This is a genomic window from Roseovarius roseus (genome assembly GCF_043355935.2).
Lineage (GTDB): Bacteria > Pseudomonadota > Alphaproteobacteria > Rhodobacterales > Rhodobacteraceae > Roseovarius > Roseovarius roseus.
The window spans coordinates 91,097-112,298 of the sequence record NZ_JBHFPE020000011.1 but is presented as its reverse complement, the minus strand read 5'-3'; the positions used below and the strand labels follow the sequence as shown (position 1 = coordinate 112,298).

Annotated in this window: 16 protein-coding genes; 10 read left to right on the top strand and 6 right to left on the bottom strand. The window is 62.1% G+C overall.

Features of this window, described 5'->3' with window-relative positions; translation table 11 throughout:
* Positions 1-279: 279 nt before the first annotated feature.
* The 5 genes from ACEWPL_RS15110 to ACEWPL_RS15090 form a co-directional block, all read right to left on the bottom strand.
* Positions 280-963, bottom strand: a complete 684-nt coding sequence (locus ACEWPL_RS15110; protein WP_393929296.1) for a YjbF family lipoprotein — start codon at positions 961-963, stop codon at positions 280-282.
* Positions 960-3,155, bottom strand: coding sequence for a YjbH domain-containing protein (locus ACEWPL_RS15105; protein WP_393929298.1), 2,196 nt, complete (start codon positions 3,153-3,155; stop codon positions 960-962). The genes ACEWPL_RS15110 and ACEWPL_RS15105 overlap by 4 nt, the downstream gene beginning before the upstream one ends.
* Before the next feature lie 119 nt (positions 3,156-3,274).
* The gene (gene ubiB, locus ACEWPL_RS15100; RefSeq protein WP_393929300.1) at positions 3,275-4,810 is read right to left on the bottom strand and encodes a 2-polyprenylphenol 6-hydroxylase; all 1,536 of its coding nucleotides are present in this window, start codon (positions 4,808-4,810) and stop codon (positions 3,275-3,277) included.
* Positions 4,811-4,813: 3 nt separating this feature from the next.
* The gene (gene ubiE, locus ACEWPL_RS15095) at positions 4,814-5,557 is read right to left on the bottom strand and encodes a bifunctional demethylmenaquinone methyltransferase/2-methoxy-6-polyprenyl-1,4-benzoquinol methylase UbiE (RefSeq protein ID WP_393929302.1); all 744 of its coding nucleotides are present in this window, start codon (positions 5,555-5,557) and stop codon (positions 4,814-4,816) included.
* Between the two features lie 90 nt (positions 5,558-5,647).
* Complete coding sequence (locus tag ACEWPL_RS15090; protein ID WP_393929304.1) at positions 5,648-6,502, bottom strand: PHB depolymerase family esterase; 855 nt, start codon at positions 6,500-6,502, stop codon at positions 5,648-5,650.
* Positions 6,503-6,662: 160 nt separating this feature from the next.
* Here ACEWPL_RS15090 and mutM point away from each other — a divergent pair, with 160 nt between their 5' ends.
* The 7 genes from mutM (at position 6,663) to gyrB (ending at position 15,589) form a co-directional block, all read left to right on the top strand.
* The gene (gene mutM, locus ACEWPL_RS15085; RefSeq protein ID WP_393929306.1) at positions 6,663-7,514 is read left to right on the top strand and encodes a bifunctional DNA-formamidopyrimidine glycosylase/DNA-(apurinic or apyrimidinic site) lyase; all 852 of its coding nucleotides are present in this window, start codon (positions 6,663-6,665) and stop codon (positions 7,512-7,514) included.
* 82 nt (positions 7,515-7,596) lie between these two features.
* Positions 7,597-8,373, top strand: coding sequence for an enoyl-CoA hydratase (locus ACEWPL_RS15080; RefSeq protein ID WP_393929309.1), 777 nt, complete (start codon positions 7,597-7,599; stop codon positions 8,371-8,373).
* A 183-nt stretch (positions 8,374-8,556) separates the two neighbouring features.
* A complete protein-coding gene (gene rpsT, locus ACEWPL_RS15075; RefSeq protein ID WP_393929311.1) occupies positions 8,557-8,820 on the top strand; it encodes a 30S ribosomal protein S20 in 264 nt (87 codons plus the stop codon).
* A gap of 485 nt (positions 8,821-9,305) precedes the next feature.
* A complete protein-coding gene (gene dnaA, locus ACEWPL_RS15070) occupies positions 9,306-10,670 on the top strand; it encodes a chromosomal replication initiator protein DnaA (protein ID WP_393929314.1) in 1,365 nt (454 codons plus the stop codon).
* A gap of 138 nt (positions 10,671-10,808) precedes the next feature.
* Positions 10,809-11,927 carry a DNA polymerase III subunit beta gene (dnaN, locus tag ACEWPL_RS15065; protein ID WP_393929316.1) on the top strand — a complete coding sequence of 373 codons (1,119 nt, stop codon included), beginning with the start codon at positions 10,809-10,811 and terminating at the stop codon, positions 11,925-11,927.
* A gap of 44 nt (positions 11,928-11,971) precedes the next feature.
* Entirely contained in the window at positions 11,972-13,075 is a 1,104-nt protein-coding gene (gene recF, locus ACEWPL_RS15060; protein ID WP_393929318.1) for a DNA replication/repair protein RecF, read from the top strand.
* Between the two features lie 96 nt (positions 13,076-13,171).
* Positions 13,172-15,589, top strand: a complete 2,418-nt coding sequence (gyrB, locus tag ACEWPL_RS15055; RefSeq protein WP_393929320.1) for a DNA topoisomerase (ATP-hydrolyzing) subunit B — start codon at positions 13,172-13,174, stop codon at positions 15,587-15,589.
* A 234-nt stretch (positions 15,590-15,823) separates the two neighbouring features.
* Here gyrB and ACEWPL_RS15050 read toward each other — a convergent pair whose 3' ends face one another.
* Positions 15,824-16,546: an outer membrane protein gene (locus ACEWPL_RS15050; RefSeq protein WP_393929322.1), complete on the bottom strand. Its 723-nt coding sequence runs from the start codon at positions 16,544-16,546 to the stop codon at positions 15,824-15,826.
* A 571-nt stretch (positions 16,547-17,117) separates the two neighbouring features.
* Between ACEWPL_RS15050 and ACEWPL_RS15045 the strand changes: the two genes are divergently transcribed.
* From ACEWPL_RS15045 to ACEWPL_RS15035, 3 genes are all read left to right on the top strand, one after another.
* Positions 17,118-18,791, top strand: coding sequence for a Na/Pi cotransporter family protein (locus ACEWPL_RS15045; protein WP_393929324.1), 1,674 nt, complete (start codon positions 17,118-17,120; stop codon positions 18,789-18,791).
* A gap of 185 nt (positions 18,792-18,976) precedes the next feature.
* The gene (locus tag ACEWPL_RS15040; RefSeq protein ID WP_393929326.1) at positions 18,977-19,996 is read left to right on the top strand and encodes a putative 2-aminoethylphosphonate ABC transporter substrate-binding protein; all 1,020 of its coding nucleotides are present in this window, start codon (positions 18,977-18,979) and stop codon (positions 19,994-19,996) included.
* Between the two features lie 89 nt (positions 19,997-20,085).
* Positions 20,086-21,201: a putative 2-aminoethylphosphonate ABC transporter ATP-binding protein gene (locus ACEWPL_RS15035; protein WP_393929328.1), complete on the top strand. Its 1,116-nt coding sequence runs from the start codon at positions 20,086-20,088 to the stop codon at positions 21,199-21,201.
* Position 21,202 lies beyond the last annotated feature (1 nt).

Here is a 21,202-nt window from a genome sequence, read left to right as displayed (position 1 = left end):
GTGATCAGCAGATCATAACAACTGGGTGGGTCAGATCTCGGTGACAATGCCGGGTCAGTTCTCAGTGACAATCAACACTATGACTGTTTCGCCGGCTCTCGTTGCTGCTGGCCTCGCTGTCGGCATTATTGCCATCGCGGCAATCGATGCCAGCGACGACACCTGATTCTTCACCCCTCTAGGTGATGGAAACGTAAAAGGCGGCCTGCGGGTCGCCTTTTATTTTGGGCCTCAGGCTGCCGAGGCCGAACAAAGCGTCAGAGGAGCCAGCTTATGGCGTCAGCGTAGCGACTGAATCAGCAAATATTTGTTCAGCGGGCTATGCCACTGGCGCGATTGTAGGATTTGGCCGTCCGCGCCAACCTTGTAGGTATTCATAAAGTCGCCGCCATCGCCGCGGCAATTCTCGCTGACGTTCGTGACGGAGATATCGCCGTGGCCGCGGTTCAGGCGCTCCATGCCTTCGATGCGCACCGTGCAGGTCTTGACCTGAATCTGCGTCAGTTCTTCGCCATCCAGATAGCGCATCTCGCGCTGGGCAGTGCCGGGCTGGCGTGACGTGATCAACTGCGGAAGCGTGCCCAGCTTCGAGGACATGATGTCATTGCCCAAGCCGCGCGTCGCCGTCATCATCCCGGCGCGCATCGTGAGGCTGCGACGATCCGCCGTGCCAAAGGTCTTGTAACCGTTATTCTGCTCAAGCTGCTGCATCACGGTGACCGCCTTGCGGTTGGGAACGGTCAGCAGGATCAGCGGCGCGTCCGTCGCGGCCAGCGCCTTGGCGACGTCATTTGCAATTTGCGTAGGGCTGGGCATCTGCGGCTGCTTACTGCCCGAGAAAATGGACTTGCCGATGGACAGCGCCGAAACCTGCCGGTCAGGCGCATTCGAGCAAGCCGACACGACCGCCAGACAGGCAAGGCCGAATGCTGCGCGGCGCAATGCGTTCACGGTCACGCTCATCTCCAGAACCTCCCCCAGGTTTTGGCCAGCGACGGCGCATGGGTTTCCTTGACCTTGTCATAGAGCCGGCCATCGACCTCGAGGCGCGCGCCGCCATCACGAGACAGCGATTGCAGGACCGTCTTGGATTTCTGCATGGTCGGCGAGCCTACGCCCCAAGCCAGCGGAATCTCGATCCGGATGCCCTTGTCAAAGGAGCCTTCGCCGAAGGTCGAGGAGCTGACATCGGTCTTGGTGGCATAGGCTCCGACGCTCCAGCCGTTGGCAAAAACGCGGTCAAGCGAGACGGTCGCGCCGAAATCCCCGGCCAGATACCGGCCCACGTCCAGCTGGCCGTGAAAGCCGTGGCCGATATCGTAATAGGCCGACACATGCCCGTTCCACTCCGGAATCGTGCCCGAGGGCGTGCTGCGCGAGCGCAGGCCGAACCGCTGATCGTAATCGCGCGGTTGCACATAGTTAACCTCGGCACCAAGCGCGAGGCGGCTGTCGACCGGTTTCCAGAGGATTTCGGCAGAGGCGCCTGCATACATCCGTTCCAGATAACCAACGGTAAAGCGGCTGTAGATATTCATGGCGGGGCGGCCGTACTTGGCCAATGTCAGCTGATCCAGCGTCGGCGTGTCGGTCTGGGAATAGAGCGACACGTTCGAGCGGACGCGGGGCAAGCCTGACGCGCCGGGCAGCGAGACACTGTCGAGATCGCCGAAGATCTTTTGCGAGATGGACCCGGAGGCCACCCAACCCGGCGCGATGTGGTATTGGGCGCGCGCCTGAATGCCCGCATTGAAGCGCACGGGATTGTCAGGATCGAACACGCTGAAGCGCAGGAAGGGGCCGATACCATATTCGAACCGCGGATAGGCATTCTCGGCCAGGGTGACACCGTCGGCATAGCCGAGACCATCGCTGATCGAGGTCGCGGCCAGCATATCAGTCGCGGGCGCATTTTCCAGCCGCTCCAGATCCGAACGGCGGAAGGTGACGGACCCCGCGGGCTGGCCTTCGACCATCTGGGTGATGGTAAATGTCTCGACCGAGGCGGGCAGGGAGCGGGTCATGGCGCGGGCGGTGCGCCCCAAGGCTTGCGGGCGCTGACCATAGCGCTGATTGCGGATCTGCACATGCGCGCTGGTCGCGTCCAGATCCATCGCGTGCAGGGCAATACCTTCGCGTTCCAGCAGTGAGGCGAGTGTCCCGCGCGCGCTGCTTTGGCGCGCGGTGTCGGTGATCCAGCCCAGATCCGAGGCGCTACCGGCCGCGCGCGGTGCGACCGGCAGTGGCGCGTCCTCGGCCCCCCCCTTGATGGCCGGCGTGCGCGGATTGAGCGAGATCGTGACCGACGCGCCCACTTCCGAGCCATAGAGCGAATAGGCGCTGAAGCTGAGCGCGTCGCTGACCCGGTAGCTGGCAGTGAAGTTGAAGGACGAGTCGCGGCTGAACGCGCCATCGCGCACTTCGCGGTCATAGCCGTCCGATGAGTACTCGACGCCAAAGCTCAGCTTGTCGGTCGCGGCGTAGGAGAGGCCTGCAAAGGCCGCCACATCGCCGCGGAACCAACGGTCATAGGTGGGGATGCCGCCCTCGCCCAGCAGCGAGGTGGGGCGCGTGCCGGTGCTTCCGAACGATCCGTTGCTGCCGAACCGGCCCCAGCCGATGCCGCCGGTGACGCGCACCCGCTTGCCCAAGGATTTGGTCGCGACCAGATACTCGCCGCCATAGACGCCGGTGCCGATGAAATCCTGAAGGCCGATGGCGATGGCGGGCATATAGCGCCCCTCGTTCACCAGCCGGTATTTCAGATCGAAACTGCGATCATAAAGCGTGCTGAAGGTCGGTCGGCCCGGATCGGGCATCAACCCGCTTATGCCCGAATAGCGAAAGCTGGCCGAGAGGCGCGGCAGGATTTGGAACGTCAGCGTTGTGCGCGTCGTCGTGTCGCCGTCCAGGCCAAAGGCCGACACCGTCGTGGACAGCGTCGCATCGGGGGCCATCTCGGCGGTGGGCATATCGATCAGCCCGCCGGGCGTGCCGTAGATATTTGTTCTGTCTGTTACCAGATTTCCCGCGGGCCGAGGCGGGGCAATGCTGGCATCCACATCGGTGGCGGTCTGTGCAACCGCGACAGCGCCGGGGACGGTGCCAAGCATCAAGGTGGCCAAGGCGGCTGCGATCGGCTGTTTGCTGGTCAAGGATGTCCCTCGTGCGGTGCACTGTTCTTGCAAATCATAGGCAAACTGGGCAGCGAACAACAGGAGTTTTCCCCCCGGTTTTCCCGGTAGTTGCGGGTGACGGCGTCACTGCTTCAATATCAGCCAAGTTGGACTAGGATCGATGCCATTGCCGCGCCAAGCGCAATCCCGCCCAGTCCCCAGATCGCCAGGTCCCGCCGCCGCCTGCGGGGCGGCTCGGGCGCGGGCGCAGAGGCGCTGCGCGCCAGCGCCACCTCGACCAGTTGGGGCAGGCGCGGGCCGAACCGCGCCAGCACGGCCAGCGTCTTGCCCAGGCTTTGGGCGGCGGCGCGGGGGCCCAAGCTTTTGCGGATGTAATCCTCGACCACTGGCTTGGCGACCTGCCAGATGTTGATCTGCGGGTTCAGCGAGCGCGCGACGCCCTCGACCACCACCATCGTGCGTTGCAAGAGGATCAGCTCGGTCCGCGTTTCCATGCCGAAGCGCTCGGTGACCTCGAACAGATAGCTCAGCAGGCTGCCCATGCTGATCCGACTGGCATCCATGCCGAAGATCGGCTCGCCCACGGCGCGCAGGGCGCGGGCGAACTCATCGACATCTCGGTCAGGCGGGACATAGCCCGCCTCGAAATGCACCTCCGCCACGCGGCGATAGTCGCGCTTGATGAAGCCGTAGAGGATCTCGGCATAGACGCGGCGGGTATACTCGTCGATATGCCCCATGATGCCGAAATCATAGATGATGATGTTGCCGTTTGCCGCAACCTTGAGGTTGCCCTGATGCATGTCGGCGTGAAAATACCCGTCGCGCAGCGCATGGCTGAGAAAAAGTTGCAGCACCCGGTCACCCAGCACGCGGCGGTCATGTCCGGCGGCGTCGATGGCGTCATTGTCGCCCAGCGGCACGCCATCGGCCCATTCCATCGTCATCACGCGGCGGCTGGACAGATCCCACTTGATGCCGGGCAACTCGAACCCCTTGTCGCCCTCGGTATTGGCGGCGAACTCGGATGCGGAGGAGGCCTCAAGGCGCAGGTCCAGCTCGCCCATCACGACGCCTTCGAAATGGGCGATGACGTCGGTGGGCCGCAACCGGCGCGACGAGGCCGAGAGCAGCTCGATCATGTTGGCGGCGAAGTAGAACGCATCGATGTCCACGCGAAACGCGCGCTCGATGCCGGGGCGCAGCACCTTGATGGCGACGGCCTCGCCGGTCTCGCGCAGGCGCGCCTTGTGGACCTGCGCGATCGAGGCGGCGGCGACGGGCGGGCTGAAATCGTCAAAGAGGTCCTCGACAGGCGCGCCCAGCTCGGATTCGATTGCGGCCATTGCCGTCTCGACGGGGAAGGGCGGCAATTTATCCTGCAGGATGCGCATCTGCTGGGCCAGATCGGGGCCCACCAGATCGGGGCGCGTCGACAGGATCTGGCCGAACTTGATATAGGCAGGCCCCAGCGCGGTCAGCGCGCGCGGCGCGGGCGGCATCGCCGGATCGCCCTTGGCACCCAGCCATTTGAACGGCCAGGCAAGGCAGCGCAGCGTGCCGCGCACCAGCGGCGGCGCATCCATCGCATCCATTATGACGCCCATTGCGCCCGTGCGCTCGAGAGTGGCGCCTGTGCGGATCAGGCGGATGATATTGTGCGGACCGCGCATGGGCTAGATCTTCCAGCCGGAATGAAGGCAGGCAATGCCCATGCTGAGATTGCGGTATTTGGCGTTCCCGAACCCCGCCTGGCGAACCATGTTCAGGAACGTCTCTTGGTCAGGAAACTTGCGAATGGATTCGACCAGATACTGATAGCTGTCGCGATCCCCGGCAATCGCCTGCCCCATGCGCGGAATGATGTTGAAGCTGTAAAGGTCGTAGACCTTTTGCATCATGTCATTCGGGATCTGGCTGAATTCCAGCACCATCACGCGCCCGCCGGGGCGCAAGACGCGATACGCCTCGTTCAGGGCCTCTTGCGGGCGCGTGACGTTCCGGATGCCGAAGCTGATCGTGTAGACGTCGAAGGTGTTGTCCTCGAAGGGCAGGGCCATCGCGTCGCCGACCACCCAGTCAAGGCTGCCGGCCATCGCCTCGGCCTCGGCGCGCTTGCGGCCCTCGATCAGCATCGGCTCGGTCAGGTCCAGCACGGTGGCGTGGCCGCTGCCCGCGCGTTTCAGAAACCGAAAGGCGACGTCGCCCGTGCCGCCCGCCACGTCCAGCAGGCGCTGGCCGGGCCGGGGTGCCAGCCAGTCCATCATCGCATCCTTCCAGACGCGGTGGATGCCCATGCTCATGACATCGTTCATCACGTCATACTTGCTCGCGACCGAGCCAAAGACGCCGCGCACGCGGCCCGCCTTTTCATCCTCGGGAATGTCCTGAAATCCGAAATGCGTGGTGTTTTCGCTCATTGCTCTTGCCTTGCGCCATGGTCGCCTCTTGTTATAGGGCGCAGCGCCGCAGACACAATGCGGCGTTGTCACCGTACCCGGCGGGCGGCATCAGCGCGGCCGCGAATCGAGCCAGTCCCAGGCATCCGCAGCGATCTGCGGGCCAACCTGATAGAGCCAGTGCGTGTGCCGCGGAATGATGACCAGCTCATTATCATGGCCAACCTCGGCCAGTCCGCGGCCCAGCGCGCGCGCCGTCTCGACCGAAAAGATGTGACCCTCCGCGCCCAGATAGAGCCGATAGGGCTTGGGCGTTGCGGGCCTCTGCAGTGCGTTCGAGGGGGCATATCCGGCGTGCAGCGCTGCGGCAGCCCACGGCCCGTCCACGCGGTTCAGCAGGTATTGCGCGTAGAACGCGCCCGAGGAATGGCCAAAGAGGTAGATGCGGGCCGGGTCTATGCCGTGATGCGCCACCATCTTGTCCACAAGGCTGACAAGAAAGGCCGGATCGGCATCCTCAAGCCGCCAGCTGGAGCCGATGCTGTCCAAGGCCAGCAGTGCGATACCCTCGCGCGCCGCGACATCCTTCCATATCTCGATCAGCGACAGACCGTCGCGCCCGGCGCCATGCAGCAGGATCACCAGCGGCGTAGAAGGGCCTATCCTTTTCGGCGAGACCTCGTACCATACGCGCCGGTTCGGCCCGCGCCAGGCTGCGTGTTTGCTGGCAAGCTGCCGCGTCGCTTCCGAAGGGCTGAATTCATAGGTGCTGAGTTGGCGGATGCGGAAATCGGTGCGCTTGATCTCGCGAAACTCGCCCGGCTCCGGCGCTGCAGTCCCAACCGGCATCGCTGCCGAAGAAGCCTGAGCAGCCTGCTGATCCTTGAAGACCACGGCCGCACCGACCAGCGCGACCGCGACCAGGATCACGCCGAGCGACAGAAGAGCCCACCGCAATAACGCCATCGTCAGAAATCCCCCAAAGCCATGCTGGCTGAAAGGTTGAGCCGATGGAATCGGTGCAACTATGGCAGGAAAGCGTTGGCAATCGGGCATTCCAAGCAGAGCCCGGACCTTGTATATGCGCCTGCAAACATCGACTGAATTCGCCGTCCAAGGAAAAACCATGCCCGAATTGCCCGAAGTCGAGACGGTGCGCCGTGGCCTGGTGCCGGTGATGGAGGGCGGGGTGATCGCCCGCGCGGATGTGAACCGGCCCGACCTGCGCTGGCCCTTTCCCGAGAACATGGCCGAGCGTCTGAGGGGGCAGCATGTGCTGGCGCTCCGCCGCCGCTCGAAATACATTCTTGTCGATCTGGCGGGGGGCGAGACGTTGCTGATCCATCTCGGCATGTCGGGCCGGATGCTGATCTCGGGCGATCCGCTGGGCCAGTTCGTGCATGAGCATCCGGCGGCTGAAAAGCACGATCACGTGGTCTTTCACATGCAAAGCGGCGCGCGCGTCACCTTCAACGATCCGCGACGTTTTGGCGCGCTGGACCTTTTTGCCACGGCGGATGCCGAGGCTCATCCCCTTCTGGCCAAGCTGGGCCCCGAGCCATTGGGAAATGCCTTTGACGAGGCTTACCTGGTGCAGGCGCTGCGCGGCAGGAACACGCCGGTCAAATCGGCGCTGCTGGACCAGCGCCTGATCGCGGGGCTGGGCAATATCTATGTCTGCGAGGCGCTTTTTCGGGCGGGCATCTCGCCGCGCCGGAAGGCGGGCAATATCGGGGCGAAGCGTGCGGCGTCGCTGGTGCCGATCATTCGCGACGTTCTGCGCGATGCGATTCATGCTGGCGGATCGTCCCTGCGGGACTTCCGCCGCGCCGATGGCGAGCTGGGATACTTTCAGCATCGGTTCGACGTCTATGACCGCGAAGGGCAGCCCTGCCGCCGCCCGGAATGTGGCGGCACCATCGCGCGCGTGGTGCAATCGGGGCGCTCCAGCTTTTACTGCGCCAAGTGCCAACGGTGACGCACATCTCAAGATTCGGTTGATCCGGCCCGCCGGGGTGGTAAGACTGCCCGTCTGACAGAAACAAGCGAAAGCAGATTTCATGGCCTATGAGACGATCGTCGTCGAAGTAGAAGACCACGTCGCCGAGATTACCCTGAACCGCCCGGATGCCCTGAACGCGCTGAACGATCAGCTGCTGGATGAGCTGGTGGACGCCCTTCAGGAGGCGCAGGGAAACGACAAGGTGCGCTGTATCATCCTGACCGGCTCGGACAAGGCATTCGCTGCCGGGGCCGACGTCAAAATGATGGCGGACAAGACCTTTGTCGAAATGTTCTCGGAGGATTTCTTTGGCGCGCAACATGATGCGATCACCCGCATCCGCAAGCCGATCATCGCCGCCGTGTCGGGCTATGCGCTGGGCGGCGGGTGCGAATTGGCCATGATGTGCGACTTCATCATTGCTTCGGACACGGCCAAGTTCGGCCAGCCCGAGATCAACCTGGGGATCATGGCGGGCCTTGGCGGCTCGCAGCGGCTGACCCGTTTTATCGGCAAGTCCAAGGCGATGGACATGAACCTGACGGGCCGTTTCATGGATGCCGAAGAGGCCGAGCGCGCGGGGCTGGTCAGCCGCGTCGTGCCGGTGAAGAAGCTGAAGGAAGAGACGCGTTCCGCCGCGGGCAAGATCGCCGAGAAATCCATGATGTCCGTGATGGCCGTCAAGGAGGCGGTCAATCGCAGCTACGAGACGACGCTGCAGGAGGGTCTTCTGTTCGAGCGGCGCGTGTTCCATTCGCTCTTCGCGACTGAGGATCAGGCCGAAGGCATGGCCGCCTTCAAGGAAAAGCGGTCCGCGCAGTTCCGCGACAAATAGGCGAGGAGGGCTGGACGGCAGGAAGAGTGGTTGCATTCGGACGTCCTTCGCCTTACTAGACCCCGCTATACATGCGCGCGATGCCCGCTCAGGCAAGAATCATCTTCGGCCCGGCCGGAGGCTTGGGTTTGGTACCGTCTGCATTGAAATTTGATACCGAACCAGATCAAGGACAAGATTCTCATGGCAAATACGCCTCAGTCGAAAAAACGCGCACGTCAGAATGAAACACGCCTGGCCGTCAACAAGGCCCGCCGCTCGCGCATCCGCACTTACCTGCGTAAGGTCGAGGAAGCGATTGCATCGGGTGACAAATCTGCCGCCGAGGCAGCCCTGCGCGCGGCCCAGCCGGAACTGATGCGCGGCGTCACCAAAGGCGTGTTCCACAAGAACACCGCGTCGCGCAAAATGTCGCGGCTGTCCAGCCGCGTCAACGCGATCAGCTAAGTTAACCATCTGTTTTGGTTTGCTAAAAAGGCGCCCCGATCGGGGCGCCTTCTGCGTTTCTGTGGCCTTTTTGAAGCGCGCAGATTCTTTTCACGCAAAATCAGAGTCAAGGCATAAGATAGGTTGCCGCAGCGCGCAGCACCTTGCTAACTTGAGCCTGCGATTCACGCTTGGGGGGACAGGCTGATTCCGGTGGCGGGCCTTTGGGGGGCTGTAGCCACGGGAAACTCTTTGCGGGGCAACCCGGCATGTCCAAATAAAGCATACCGGCGTCAGTCGCGGTTTGGCGGATCAAATCCACCTCGTCGCGTCTGACACGTCGTGTCATCGTTCGTCCGGTATTGGACGGATGCATCTGCCGGACCCTTGTCCGGCGGGGTGGCTGCGGTTTGTTTTGGGGCGGAGTATCGCGCTCGTTTGTGTAGGAGTCCGGGGCGACTCTTGTACAGGAACCGAAACGATAAAAGCCGCGGAAGCAGGTACGCATGACACAAGATCAATGGGGTCAACTCAAGCAGGACCTTTTGAAGACGATCGGCAAGAGCAACTACAAAAGCTGGATCGAACCGCTGGAGCTGTCGCATGTCGATGAAGGCGTGGCGACCTTCGCCGTTCCGACCAGCTTTGTCGGCAACTATGTGTCCCAAAAATATGGCGATCAGATCCTCTACCATGCCCGGAGCATCTCGCCCGAGATCCGCCGTGTGCATTTCCGCGTGCCCGCCAATCAGGGCAGCCGCCCCGCTGCTCCGCCGCGCACGCAGCCTGCAAGGGAATCCCGCGACACCGCGTCCCAGCAGGGCAATGGCGTTGCCGCAGCCCCGCTGGACAAGCGCTTTACCTTTGACACATTCGTCGTGGGCAAGCCCAACGAGCTGGCCCATGCCGCGGCCAAACGCGTCGCCAGTGGCGGGCCGGTCACCTTCAATCCGCTCTTCCTTTATGGCGGCGTCGGCCTCGGCAAGACGCACCTGATGCACGCCATCGCCTGGGAGCTTTCGCAGCGCCAGCCCGATCTCAACGTCGTCTACCTCTCGGCAGAGCAGTTCATGTATCGCTTCGTCTCGGCCCTGCGTGAGCGAAAGATGATGGATTTCAAGAGCATGTTCCGCTCGGTCGACGTGCTGATGGTCGATGACGTGCAGTTTATCGCCGGCAAGGACAGCACACAGGAAGAGTTCTTTCACACGTTCAACGCGCTGGTCGATGGCGGCAAGCAGATCATCATCTCTGCCGACCGCGCACCGGGCGAGATCGAGAATCTGGAAGAGCGGATCAAGTCGCGCCTGCAATGCGGCCTTGTCGTCGATCTGCATCCCACCAATTACGAGTTGCGCCTGGGCATCCTGCAATCCAAGGTCGAATATTACCGCACGCAGTATCCGGGACTCGTTCTGGACGATGGCGTGCTGGAATTCCTTGCGATGCGCATCACCAAGAACGTCCGCGTTCTGGAAGGTGCCCTGACGCGCCTCTTTGCCTTCGCCTCGCTGGTCGGCCACGAGATCACAATGGAGCTGACGCAGGATTGCCTTGCCGACGTGCTGCGCAGCAGCGAGCGTCAGGTGACGATCGAGGAAATCCAGCGCCAGGTATCGGACCACTACAACATCCGCCTCAGCGATCTGATCGGGCCCAAGCGCGTGCGCGTCTTTGCCCGTCCGCGTCAGGTGGCGATGTATCTGGCCAAGCACATGACATCGCGCAGCCTGCCCGAGATCGGCCGCCGCTTTGGCGGGCGCGATCATACGACGGTCATGCACGGAGTGCGCCGCATCGACGAGCTGCGCAATGCCGATGCCCAGATCGCCGAAGATATCGACCTGCTGCGCCGCGCGCTGGAGGCGTGAGGCGCGAGCAGAGCACGGGCAGGGCTTGACCCCTTGGGAATTCCCGATCAGAAACCCAATAAACAACTTGCGCCGCAAGGCGGTTTCGGTACCGTGCCAGTCCCGGCACGGCGCCGGCACGTTTAAGGGAGAATGGGCATGAAGCTCAGCATCGAACGCGGAACCTTGCTCAAGGCGGTCAGCCAGGCGCAGTCAGTCGTCGAGCGGCGCAATACGATCCCGATCCTCGCAAACGTGCTGATCGAGGCCGAGGGCGATACGGTGAATTTTCGCGCCACCGATCTGGATATTGAGGTCAGTGACAAGGCACACGCACAGGTCGAGCGGCCCGGTGCGACGACGGTCTCAGCGGTGACGCTGCATGAAATCGTCCGCAAGCTGCCCGATGGTGCGCTGGTCACTCTGGCTGATGACGGCACCTCGGGGCGCCTGACGGTCGAGGCGGGGCGGTCCAATTTCAACCTCGCGACGCTGCCCAAGGAAGATTTCCCAGTGATGGCGTCCTCGGAATATGCCAGTAATTTCTCGGCCAAGGCGCCGGTGCTGCGCCGCCTGTTCGACAAGTCGAAATTCGCGATTTCGACCGAAGAGACGCGGTACTATCTGAACGGCGTCTACATGCATGTCGCGACCGGCGAGGATGGCAAGGTCTTGCGCTGCGTGGCGACGGATGGCCACCGCCTGGCGCGGATCGACGCCGATCTGCCGCAGGGCGCCGAGGAGATGCCGGGCGTGATCGTGCCCCGCAAGACCGTGGGCGAGTTGCGCAAGCTTTTGGATGATGACGACACGATGATCGCCGTGTCGGTCAGCGAGACCAAGATCCGCTTTGCCACACCGAACATCACGCTGACCTCCAAAGTCATCGACGGCACCTTTCCCGATTACACCCGCGTCATTCCGCAGGGCAACACGCGCAAGATGGAGGTGGACGCCGCCGAATTCGCCAAGGCGGTCGACCGCGTCGCAACCGTCAGCAGCGAGCGGTCCCGCGCTGTCAAGCTGTCGCTGGACGAAGATCGCCTGATCCTGTCGGTCAACGCGCCTGATAGCGGCGCCGCCGAGGAAGAGCTGGCCGTCGCCTATGGCGATGAGCGGCTGGAGATCGGCTTCAACGCGAAATACCTGCTGGAAATCGCCAGCCAGGTGGACCGCGAGAATGCCGTATTTCTCTTTAATTCTGCGGGGGATCCCACGCTGATGCGCGAGGGGAACGACCAGAGCGCGGTCTATGTCGTCATGCCGATGCGCGTGTGACGCACGGGTTTTTTGAGTATTTTTGGAACGATGAAAGTTAAGGGATGACGGAGCTCTATCTGTCATCCCTTCGTCTTTCTCATTTTCGCTCGCATAAATCCGCGCGGCTGGATCTGGACGCGCGGCCTGTGGCGATCCATGGGCCCAATGGGGCGGGCAAGACCAATCTGATCGAGGCGGTCTCGCTCTTCTCGCCGGGGCGTGGCATGCGGCGAGCCGCGGCGCAGGAGATGGTGCGCCGGCCCGAGGCACTGGGCTGGAAGCTGAGAGGTGTGCTGCATTCGCTGGATCGAATCCACGAAGTCGAGATCTGGGCCGAGGATGGTGGCGCGCGGCAGTTGCGCATTGATGACAAGATGGCGCCGCAACTGGCGCTGGGGCGGCTGGCGCGGGTGCTTTGGCTGGTGCCGTCGATGGACCGGCTCTGGATCGAAGGGGCCGAGGGGCGGCGACGCTTTCTGGATCGCGTGACGATGAGTTTCATTCCCTCGCATGCCGACGCTGTTCTCGATTTCGACAAGGCCATGCGCGAGCGCAATCGCCTGCTGAAGGATCAGGTGCGCGATGCGCATTGGTACTTGGCGCTGGAGGCACAGATGGCCGCGCGCGGCGCCGAGATCGACGCGGGCCGCCGCACAGCGCTGGATGAGTTGCACGCGGCGCAAGAAAAGGCCGAGACAGCCTTTCCGGTGGCCGAGCTGGAGGTGACGGCGACCGATGGCGAGATGCCCGGCAGCGCCGAGGATTATCGCGTCGCGTTGGCCGAAAGTCGGTTTCGCGATTTGATGGCCGGGCGCACGCTGGTGGGACCCCACCGGGCCGATCTGCATGGTGTCTATGCCGCCAAGGGCGTGCCGGCCAAGGATTGCAGCACGGGTGAGCAGAAGGCGCTGCTGGTCTCATTAATCCTGGCCAATGCGCGGGCGCTGGCCAAGTCCTTTGGCGCGCCGCCCATTCTGCTGTTGGACGAGGTGGCCGCGCATCTGGATGCGGGGCGCCGCGCCGCGCTTTATGACGAGATCTGCGCGCTGGGCGCGCAGGCTTGGATGACCGGGACTGGGCCGGAGCTCTTCGCCGAACTCGGTGACCGGGCGCAGCATGTCGAGGTCACGGAAACGGACGGGATTTCGCAGGTTGCGCCGCTGTGATGACCGCGAGGAGTCGAGGCGGAAAACACCGGATAGCTGCGTGACATCCCCTGCTGAAACCCCTATAAAACAACAAAATCACTAGGGAAATTTTGGATGTCCGAGGCTGTGGCCGCGCCAGAAGAATATGGCGCCGATTCTATCAAGGTTCTCAAGGGTTTGGATGCTGTGCGCAAGCGTCCGGGCATGTATATTGGGGATACCGATGACGGCTCGGGCCTGCACCACATGGTGTACGAGGTCGTCGATAACGGCATCGACGAGGCGCTGGCGGGCCATGCCGACCGTGTGACGGTGACGATCCACGGCGACAGCTCGGTCTCGGTCAGCGACAATGGGCGCGGGATCCCGGTGGCGATCCACGAGGAAGAGGGTGTGAGCGCCGCCGAGGTCATCATGACCCAGCTGCATGCGGGCGGCAAATTCGATCAGAACTCCTACAAGGTGTCGGGCGGTCTGCACGGCGTCGGTGTGTCCGTGGTCAACGCGCTCAGCGATTGGCTGGAACTGCGCGTGTGGCGCAACGACAAGGAGCATATCGCACGCTTCGAGCGGGGCGATACCGTCAAGCACCTTGAAGTCGTCGGCCCGGCCAACGGTCGCAAGGGGACCGAAGTGCGGTTTCTGGCGTCAACAACGACATTCTCGAACCTCGCCTATAGTTTCGACACGCTGGAAAAGCGCCTGCGCGAGTTGGCGTTTCTCAATTCCGGCGTGCGCATCCTGCTGCGCGACGAGCGCCCCGAAGAGCCGCGCGAGAGCGAGCTTTTCTACGAGGGCGGCGTGCGCGAATTCGTCAAATACCTGGATCGGCACAAGACGGCGATGCTGCCCGATCCGATCTTCATCACCGGTGAGAAGGATGATATCGGCGTCGAAGTCGCGATGTGGTGGAATGACAGCTATCACGAGACGGTGCTGCCCTTTACCAACAACATCCCGCAGCGCGATGGCGGCACCCACATGGCGGGCTTTCGCGGCGCGCTGACGCGGACCATCAACAACTACGCGCAATCGAGCGGCATCGCCAAGAAGGAGAAGGTCAACTTCACCGGCGACGATGCGCGTGAGGGGCTGACCTGCGTCCTGTCGGTCAAGGTACCGGATCCGAAATTCTCCAGCCAGACCAAGGACAAGCTTGTCTCCTCGGAAGTGCGTCCGGCGGTCGAGAACCTCGTTTCGGAAAAGCTGGCCGAGTGGTTCGAGGAGAACCCGAACGAGGCAAAGATCATCACCTCGAAGATCGTCGAGGCCGCGCTGGCCCGCGAGGCGGCGCGCAAGGCGCGCGAGCTGACGCGGCGCAAATCGGCGATGGACGTTAACTATCTTGCCGGCAAGCTCAAGGATTGCTCGGAAAAGGATCCGACCAAGACTGAGGTTTTCCTTGTCGAGGGGGACTCGGCCGGCGGCTCGGCGCAGACGGGGCGCGACCGCGGAACGCAGGCGATCCTGCCTTTGAAGGGCAAAATCCTGAACGTCGAGCGCGCGCGATTTGACCGCATGCTGGGCAGTCAGGAGATCGGCAATCTGGTGATGGCCCTCGGCACCGGGATCGGGCGCGACGAGTTCAATATCGACAAGCTGCGCTACCACAAGATCGTCATCATGACGGACGCCGACGTGGACGGTGCGCATATTCGCACGCTTCTGCTGACATTCTTCTACCGTCAGATGCCGGAACTCATTGAAAACGGGCATCTTTATATCGCGCAGCCGCCCCTCTACAAGGTGACGCGGGGCAAGTCCGAGGTCTATCTCAAGGACGAGGCCGCGATGGAGAACTATCTGATCGACCAGGGCGTCGATGGGGTCACGCTGCGGCAGGGCAATGGCGAGGATATCGCGGGGCAGGATCTGGCCCGCGTGGTCGACAGCGCCCGCCAACTACGCCGCGTGCTGGAGGCGTTCCCGACCCACTACCCACGTCACATCCTGGAACAGGCGGCGATTGCCGGTGCCTTTGCCCCCGGCGCGATCGAGGGCGACCTGCAGGGCGTGGCCGACAAGGTGGCCGAGCGTCTGAACCTGATCGCGCTGGAGTATGAGCGTGGCTGGCAAGGCCGGATCACGCAGGATCACGGCATTCGCCTAGCGCGTATTCTGCGCGGTGTCGAAGAGGTGCGCACGCTCGATGGCCCCGTCCTGCGGGGCGGCGAGGCCAAGCGCACGGGCAGCTTCACCGAGCATCTGCAGGATGTCTACAGCCTGCCCGCAACGCTGATGCGCAAGGACAAGACCGAGATGATCTACGGTCCGATAGACCTTCTGGATGCTATTCTGAAAGAGGGTGAAAAGGGCCTGTCGCTGCAGCGCTACAAGGGTCTGGGCGAGATGAACCCCGATCAACTGTGGGAGACGACGCTGGACCCCGAGGCGCGCACGCTCCTGCGGGTCGAGGTCGATGACGTCGCCGAGGCGGATGATCTCTTCACCAAACTGATGGGGGATGTGGTCGAGCCGCGCCGCGAGTTCATCCAGCAAAACGCGCTGAACGTGGAAAATCTGGACTTCTGATTTTTTACGAAGAGGATGATGCTTTATTCGGGGCGCGCATATCATTGCGCGCCCCGAGGTCTTTCTTGGTCAGAAACTCATTCACGATGGCAGCCAAAAGGCGTAGTGAAAATCAGCTCGCCTCGCGGCGCTCGCTAACTGACGGTCTATAAAAAATTTTAGCTGTAAAAGAGACAGGGCCCCTTGAGGTTTGGACATCTCCAAACCTCAAGGGGCCATGAAATTTTTCAGGTTTTAAAACCTGTATGCGACGCCGACCTTTATTTCATGCGTTTCCGCATTCAACTTGAATCGGTGCGGATCGCCGCCACCAGATACGAAATCAAGGGAATTGTTGCCAAGATCAGAGTAGCGGTAATCCAGACGGCCCACCCAGTTTTGCGTAAAGGCGTGCTCGACACCGGCGCCAAGCGTCCATCCCGTCATCGTTTCGGTTTTGTTGAACGGTCCTGATCCGCCAATTGCAGTGCCGTCCAGACTTATGTCGGCCAAAGCAAAGCCACCGGCGGCGTAAAGCAACGTCCGGTCCATGGCATAGCCAACGCGGCCACGCAGTGCTGCCGTATAGTCAACTTCGCTTTTGATGCCGTTGCGCAGAAACCCGAAACTCGGTCCGGGAAAGCCGGGGCCGGACTTGTCAGCGTCGCTGAAGTTCACCTCGCCCTCGACGCCGTAGACCATGTTGCCTGTGCGGTGCCAGTTGTAGCCGCCGAAAACGCCACCAACCAAACCCGAGGCGTCAATCGCGGAACTCGACATCAGGTTGTTGTTGTTGAGGTTTTCCCCGGAAAGACCCAGATCGCTATCCAGGTAGCCGATTTGCGCACCTGCATACGCTCCCGTCCAGTCAAAGGCCGGGGCCATAACCACCGGATCCGGCATGACCGGCTCGGGAGATCCGGCGATAGCTGCGGAACCAAACGCTGTCGCAGCAAATGCGATGAGAACCTTTTTCATTTCTTGCACCTCTATCTAATCACGTATCAATTCTGCTTGTGCACGGGTGATACACATCTTTTGCTATCTAGCGGTCGCCCTAAATTCCGATCAAGCCTGCAAGTTTATGCGCACCTCGCAGGAGATAATATTGCAACATCGCATTGAGGGTGTACCGCCAGCATTCATCGCCCGGTTGCCACGCATCAACCACTTTCGAGAAATACTCGGTTTTTCGCGACGGTCATCAGGGCTGCACCGTTTTGAAATCTCTCGCGGAAGCCGGTCAATGAAACTGGGCCAAGTGGCCTCCCAGCCAAAAGGATTCCCATTCCGGCCGAGTAAGTTTTCATCATGAGTCGCAACCTTGCCGCCATCTGGCCGGGTGGCATATCGCCCCCGATCCGCCTGCCGGCCAACGGTGATGGGCCGGGATTCTACCGGTTTATTTCACGCCTGCGTCCGGTTCGGACGGATACCGCCTAGAATTCGCATGGGATATCGTGCAGATATGTGGTCTCTTTCGCGCTCGGTTGGTGCGGCGATAATGACACTCGGTTCAACTTTCAGCAGCAAGAGGCATGGCTAGCCCATGGCGATCCTTACCTTCTTTCTGAACCTGACCGGCGCGATCATGCTGCTCCTTTTTGCGGTGCGTATGGTGCGCACGGGCATCGAGCGTAGTTTCGGCGCGCAGTTCCAGCGCTGGCTGACCGAGAGCCAGAGCCTGGTCGGGTCAGGCACGACAGGGGTCATGCTGGCTCTGATCCTGCAAAGCTCGGCGGCGGTGGCGCTCTTGACCTCAGGCTTTGCGGCGGCGGGATATCTGGCCTTTCCCGCCGGTCTGGCGGTGGTGCTGGGCGGGGATCTGGGCTCGGCGCTGATCATTCAGGTGCTGTCGTTCCGGCTGGACTGGCTGGTGCCGCTGCTGTTGACGGTCGGCGGGTGGCTTTTCATCAAGACCGAGGGCCGCAAGTGGCGGCAGGCCGGGCGCATCCTGATGGGCGTGGCCTTCATCCTCATCTCGCTTCAGCTGTTGCGCGAGACGGTCGAGCCGATCAAGGACAGCGCGTTCCTGCCTGCCATCGCAGATTATCTTGGCCGCGATTTCATCACGGCGTTCATCGTCGGGGCGGTGCTGGCCTTCGTGATGCATTCCAGCGTGGCCGCGATCCTGATGTGCGTCGCGTTAGTTCATATCAGCGCGATCCCCTTCGCGGCCGGCCTGTCGCTGGTGTTGGGGGCGAACCTCGGCAGTGCTGGTATTCCCGTCTACCTGACCCGCGGGATGAGCGCCGAAGGCCGCCGGATCCCGTTGGCCAACATGGCGCTGCGCGGCAGTTGGGCGCTGACCGCGCTGCTGGTCATCAATCTTGCCTTTGACCCGGCGGCCCTGATGATCGTCTCGCCCGAGCAATCGCTGATCTACGCCCATATCGCATTCAACCTGTCGCTCCTGATCGTGGCGCTGCCGCTCTGCCGGCCTCTTGCGCGGCCCATGACCGCACTGTTGCCGAACGCAGTTCAGGACGCACCTACCCAGCATGACGAAATCAGCGTTCTGGACCCCGATGTGCTGGACGCGCCGCAGATGGCCATCGCCAGCCTCAAGCGCGAACTCTTGCGCATGATGGGGCTGGTCGAGCGGATGTATCTGCCCATCCAATCCCTCTACGAGGAGGGCGATCGGGCCCGCATGCGCGCGATCAAGCTGCAGGATGGCACGGTCAACGCCGCGCTATTGGGGATCCGCCGTTATGTCGCGAACATCCCCATGGATAAATACACCAAGGACGAGGCCAAGACGGTTCGCAGCCTGATGGAGTATGCCATCCGTTTGGAGGCGGCGGGCGATCTGGTGTCCGGCCAGTTCTTGACGATTATCGCGGAAAAGCGCGATGAGCACATCGAACTGTCCAAAGAGGGCTGGTCCGAACTGGTGCATATGTTCGAGGCGGTGCGCGCCAATTTCAAGCTGGCCAGCAATGTCTTGATCTCGGACGATCTGGAGAGCGCGCGCCTTCTGGTGCTGGAAAAGGCCGAGATCAAGCAGGAAGAGCGGCGCAGTCGCAAGCGCCATCTTCAGCGCCTGTCAGAAGGGCGGACCGACAGTTTCGCGTCAAGCGATGTGCATCTCGAGACGCTGCGCGCCCTGCGTGACATGCACGGGCATATTTCGGCGGTAGCCTACCCGATCCTCTATCGCAACGGCCAGTTGCTTGAGACGCGCCTGATCCGGACCATGGGAGAAGACGAGGACGCGTAAGGCGCACTGGTTGCGATCCGGCCCGAAGTATACCCGATGGTGCATAAGCTTAGCCTATGAAGTGATAGGTTAATTAGACTATTCATGTGCAGAAATCTGTCACAGTCTTGTTTCACAGCGGTCCTAAGAAGGCCGTGCAGATATGTTGGCGGGCGCGTCGCCCGCTGAAAACAGTGGAGAAGACAATGAATTTCAAACTGACATGCGCATTGCCTGCGCTGACCGCCGCCCTGTTGGCCAGCGCGGCCGCCGCCGAGACGGAATTGACCGTCTACACTGCCGTCGAGGCCGAGGACCTGACCCGCTACGCCGAGAAGTTCAACGAGGTGCATCCCGACATCACCATCAACTGGGTGCGCGATTCCACCGGCGTCATCACCGCCAAGCTGCTGGCCGAGCGTGACAATCCGCAGGCCGACGTGATCTGGGGCCTCGCCGCTACGTCGCTTCTGCTGCTCAAGTCCGAAGGCATGCTGGAGCCCTACGCGCCCGAGGGTGTCGACAAGCTGAACCCGAAATTCGTCGACAAGGACACGCCCCCGGCATGGGTCGGCATGGATGCCTGGGTCGCATCGGTCTGCTTCAACACCGTTGAGGGGGAAAAGCTGGGCCTCGAGATGCCGACCTCGTGGAAGGATCTGACGGACCCGCAATATGAGGGCCATGTCATCATGCCGAACCCGAACTCCTCGGGTACCGGCTTCCTCGACGTGTCCAGCTGGCTGCAGATGTTCGGGGAAGAAGAGGGCTGGGCCTATATGGACGCGCTGCACAACAACATCGCGCGCTACACCCATTCGGGCTCCGCACCGTGCAAGCTGGCCGCGTCGGGCGAGATCCCCATCGGTGTCTCCTTTGCGTTCCGCGGTGCCAAGTCCAAGGGCGACGGCGCCCCGATTGAGATCATCGTGCCCAGTGAAGGCGTCGGCTGGGACATGGAAGCGACCGCGATTGTCGCGGGCACGGATTCCCCCGAGGCGGCGCAAAAGCTGGTCGATTTCACGGTCACCGAGGATGCGATGCGGATGTATAACGTCGGCTATGCCGTCGTCGCCATCGACGGTATCGCGCAGCCGGTCGAGCATTTCCCCGAAGGCCTGACCGATGCGATGATCGACAATGATTTCGAGTTCGCCGCGAACAATCGCGCGCGTATCCTGGAAGAATGGCAAAAGCGTTACGACGGCAAATCCGAGCCCAAGTAAAGCATCCTTCAGACAAGGGGCAGCGTCCGTCGCTGCCCCTTTTTGTCGCTCATCCCATAAATACCCCTCTCATCGCAAGGACGCGCGCATTGACCGAGGCGACTGCAGCCCCCTCCTATCTCAAGATCGACAATCTCTGGAAATCATTCGGTGATTTCTTTGCTCTCAGCGACGTATCGCTTGAGATAAAGGAAGGCGAATTCGTCTGCTTTCTGGGGCCTTCGGGCTGCGGCAAGACCACGCTGCTCCGCGCCATTGCTGGGCTTGATCTGCAGACGCGCGGGTCGGTGCATCAGGGCGGGCGCGACGTGTCGAACCTGCCCCCGTCCGAGCGCGACTTCGGCATCGTGTTCCAGTCCTACGCCCTCTTCCCGAACCTAACGATCGAGCGCAACATCGCCTTCGGCCTTGAGAACACCGGCCGCAAGAAACCCGAGATCGACGCCCGCGTGACCGAGCTTCTGGATCTTGTCGGCCTCGAAGAGCAGCGCAAGAAATATCCCGCCCAGCTATCGGGCGGCCAGCAGCAGCGCATCGCGCTGGCGCGCGCCATTGCAACCAATCCCGGTCTTCTGCTGCTGGATGAGCCGCTCTCGGCGCTCGATGCCAAGGTGCGCGTCCATCTGCGCCACGAGATCAAGGAATTGCAGCGCAAGCTGGGCGTGACCACCGTCATGGTGACCCATGATCAGGAAGAGGCCCTGTCGATGGCCGACCGGATTGTCGTCATCAATCATGGCCGGGTCGAGCAGATCGGCACCCCGACGCAGGTCTACCGCCATCCTAGCACGCTCTTTGTCGCCGGCTTTATCGGTGACATGAACCATTTCGATGCCGTCTCGGACGGGCCGGGCCGCGTGCGCTGCGGCGATGCCGTGATCAAAACCGCGCCGCACAGTTTTGACGCCGGCGAGGCCGTGATCGTCGCCATCCGACCCGAGGACGTGATCCCCCACGGGGCCGAGGCGGATGCCTCGGGCGAGGTGGAAACGCAGGCCAATACGCTGGATGTGAACGTGACCGAGATGGAATTCCTCGGCTCCTACTGGCGCTGCCGCCTTACCTGCAGCAGCTTCGGCGAGGGCGAGCTCTTTGCCAACTTCTCGATGAACGCCGTGCGCCGGCTGGAGCTGGCCGAGGGCCGCAACATGATGGTGGAACTGCCCAAGAGTCGCGTCATGGTCTTTGCCGCGAGCGAGGGCTAGC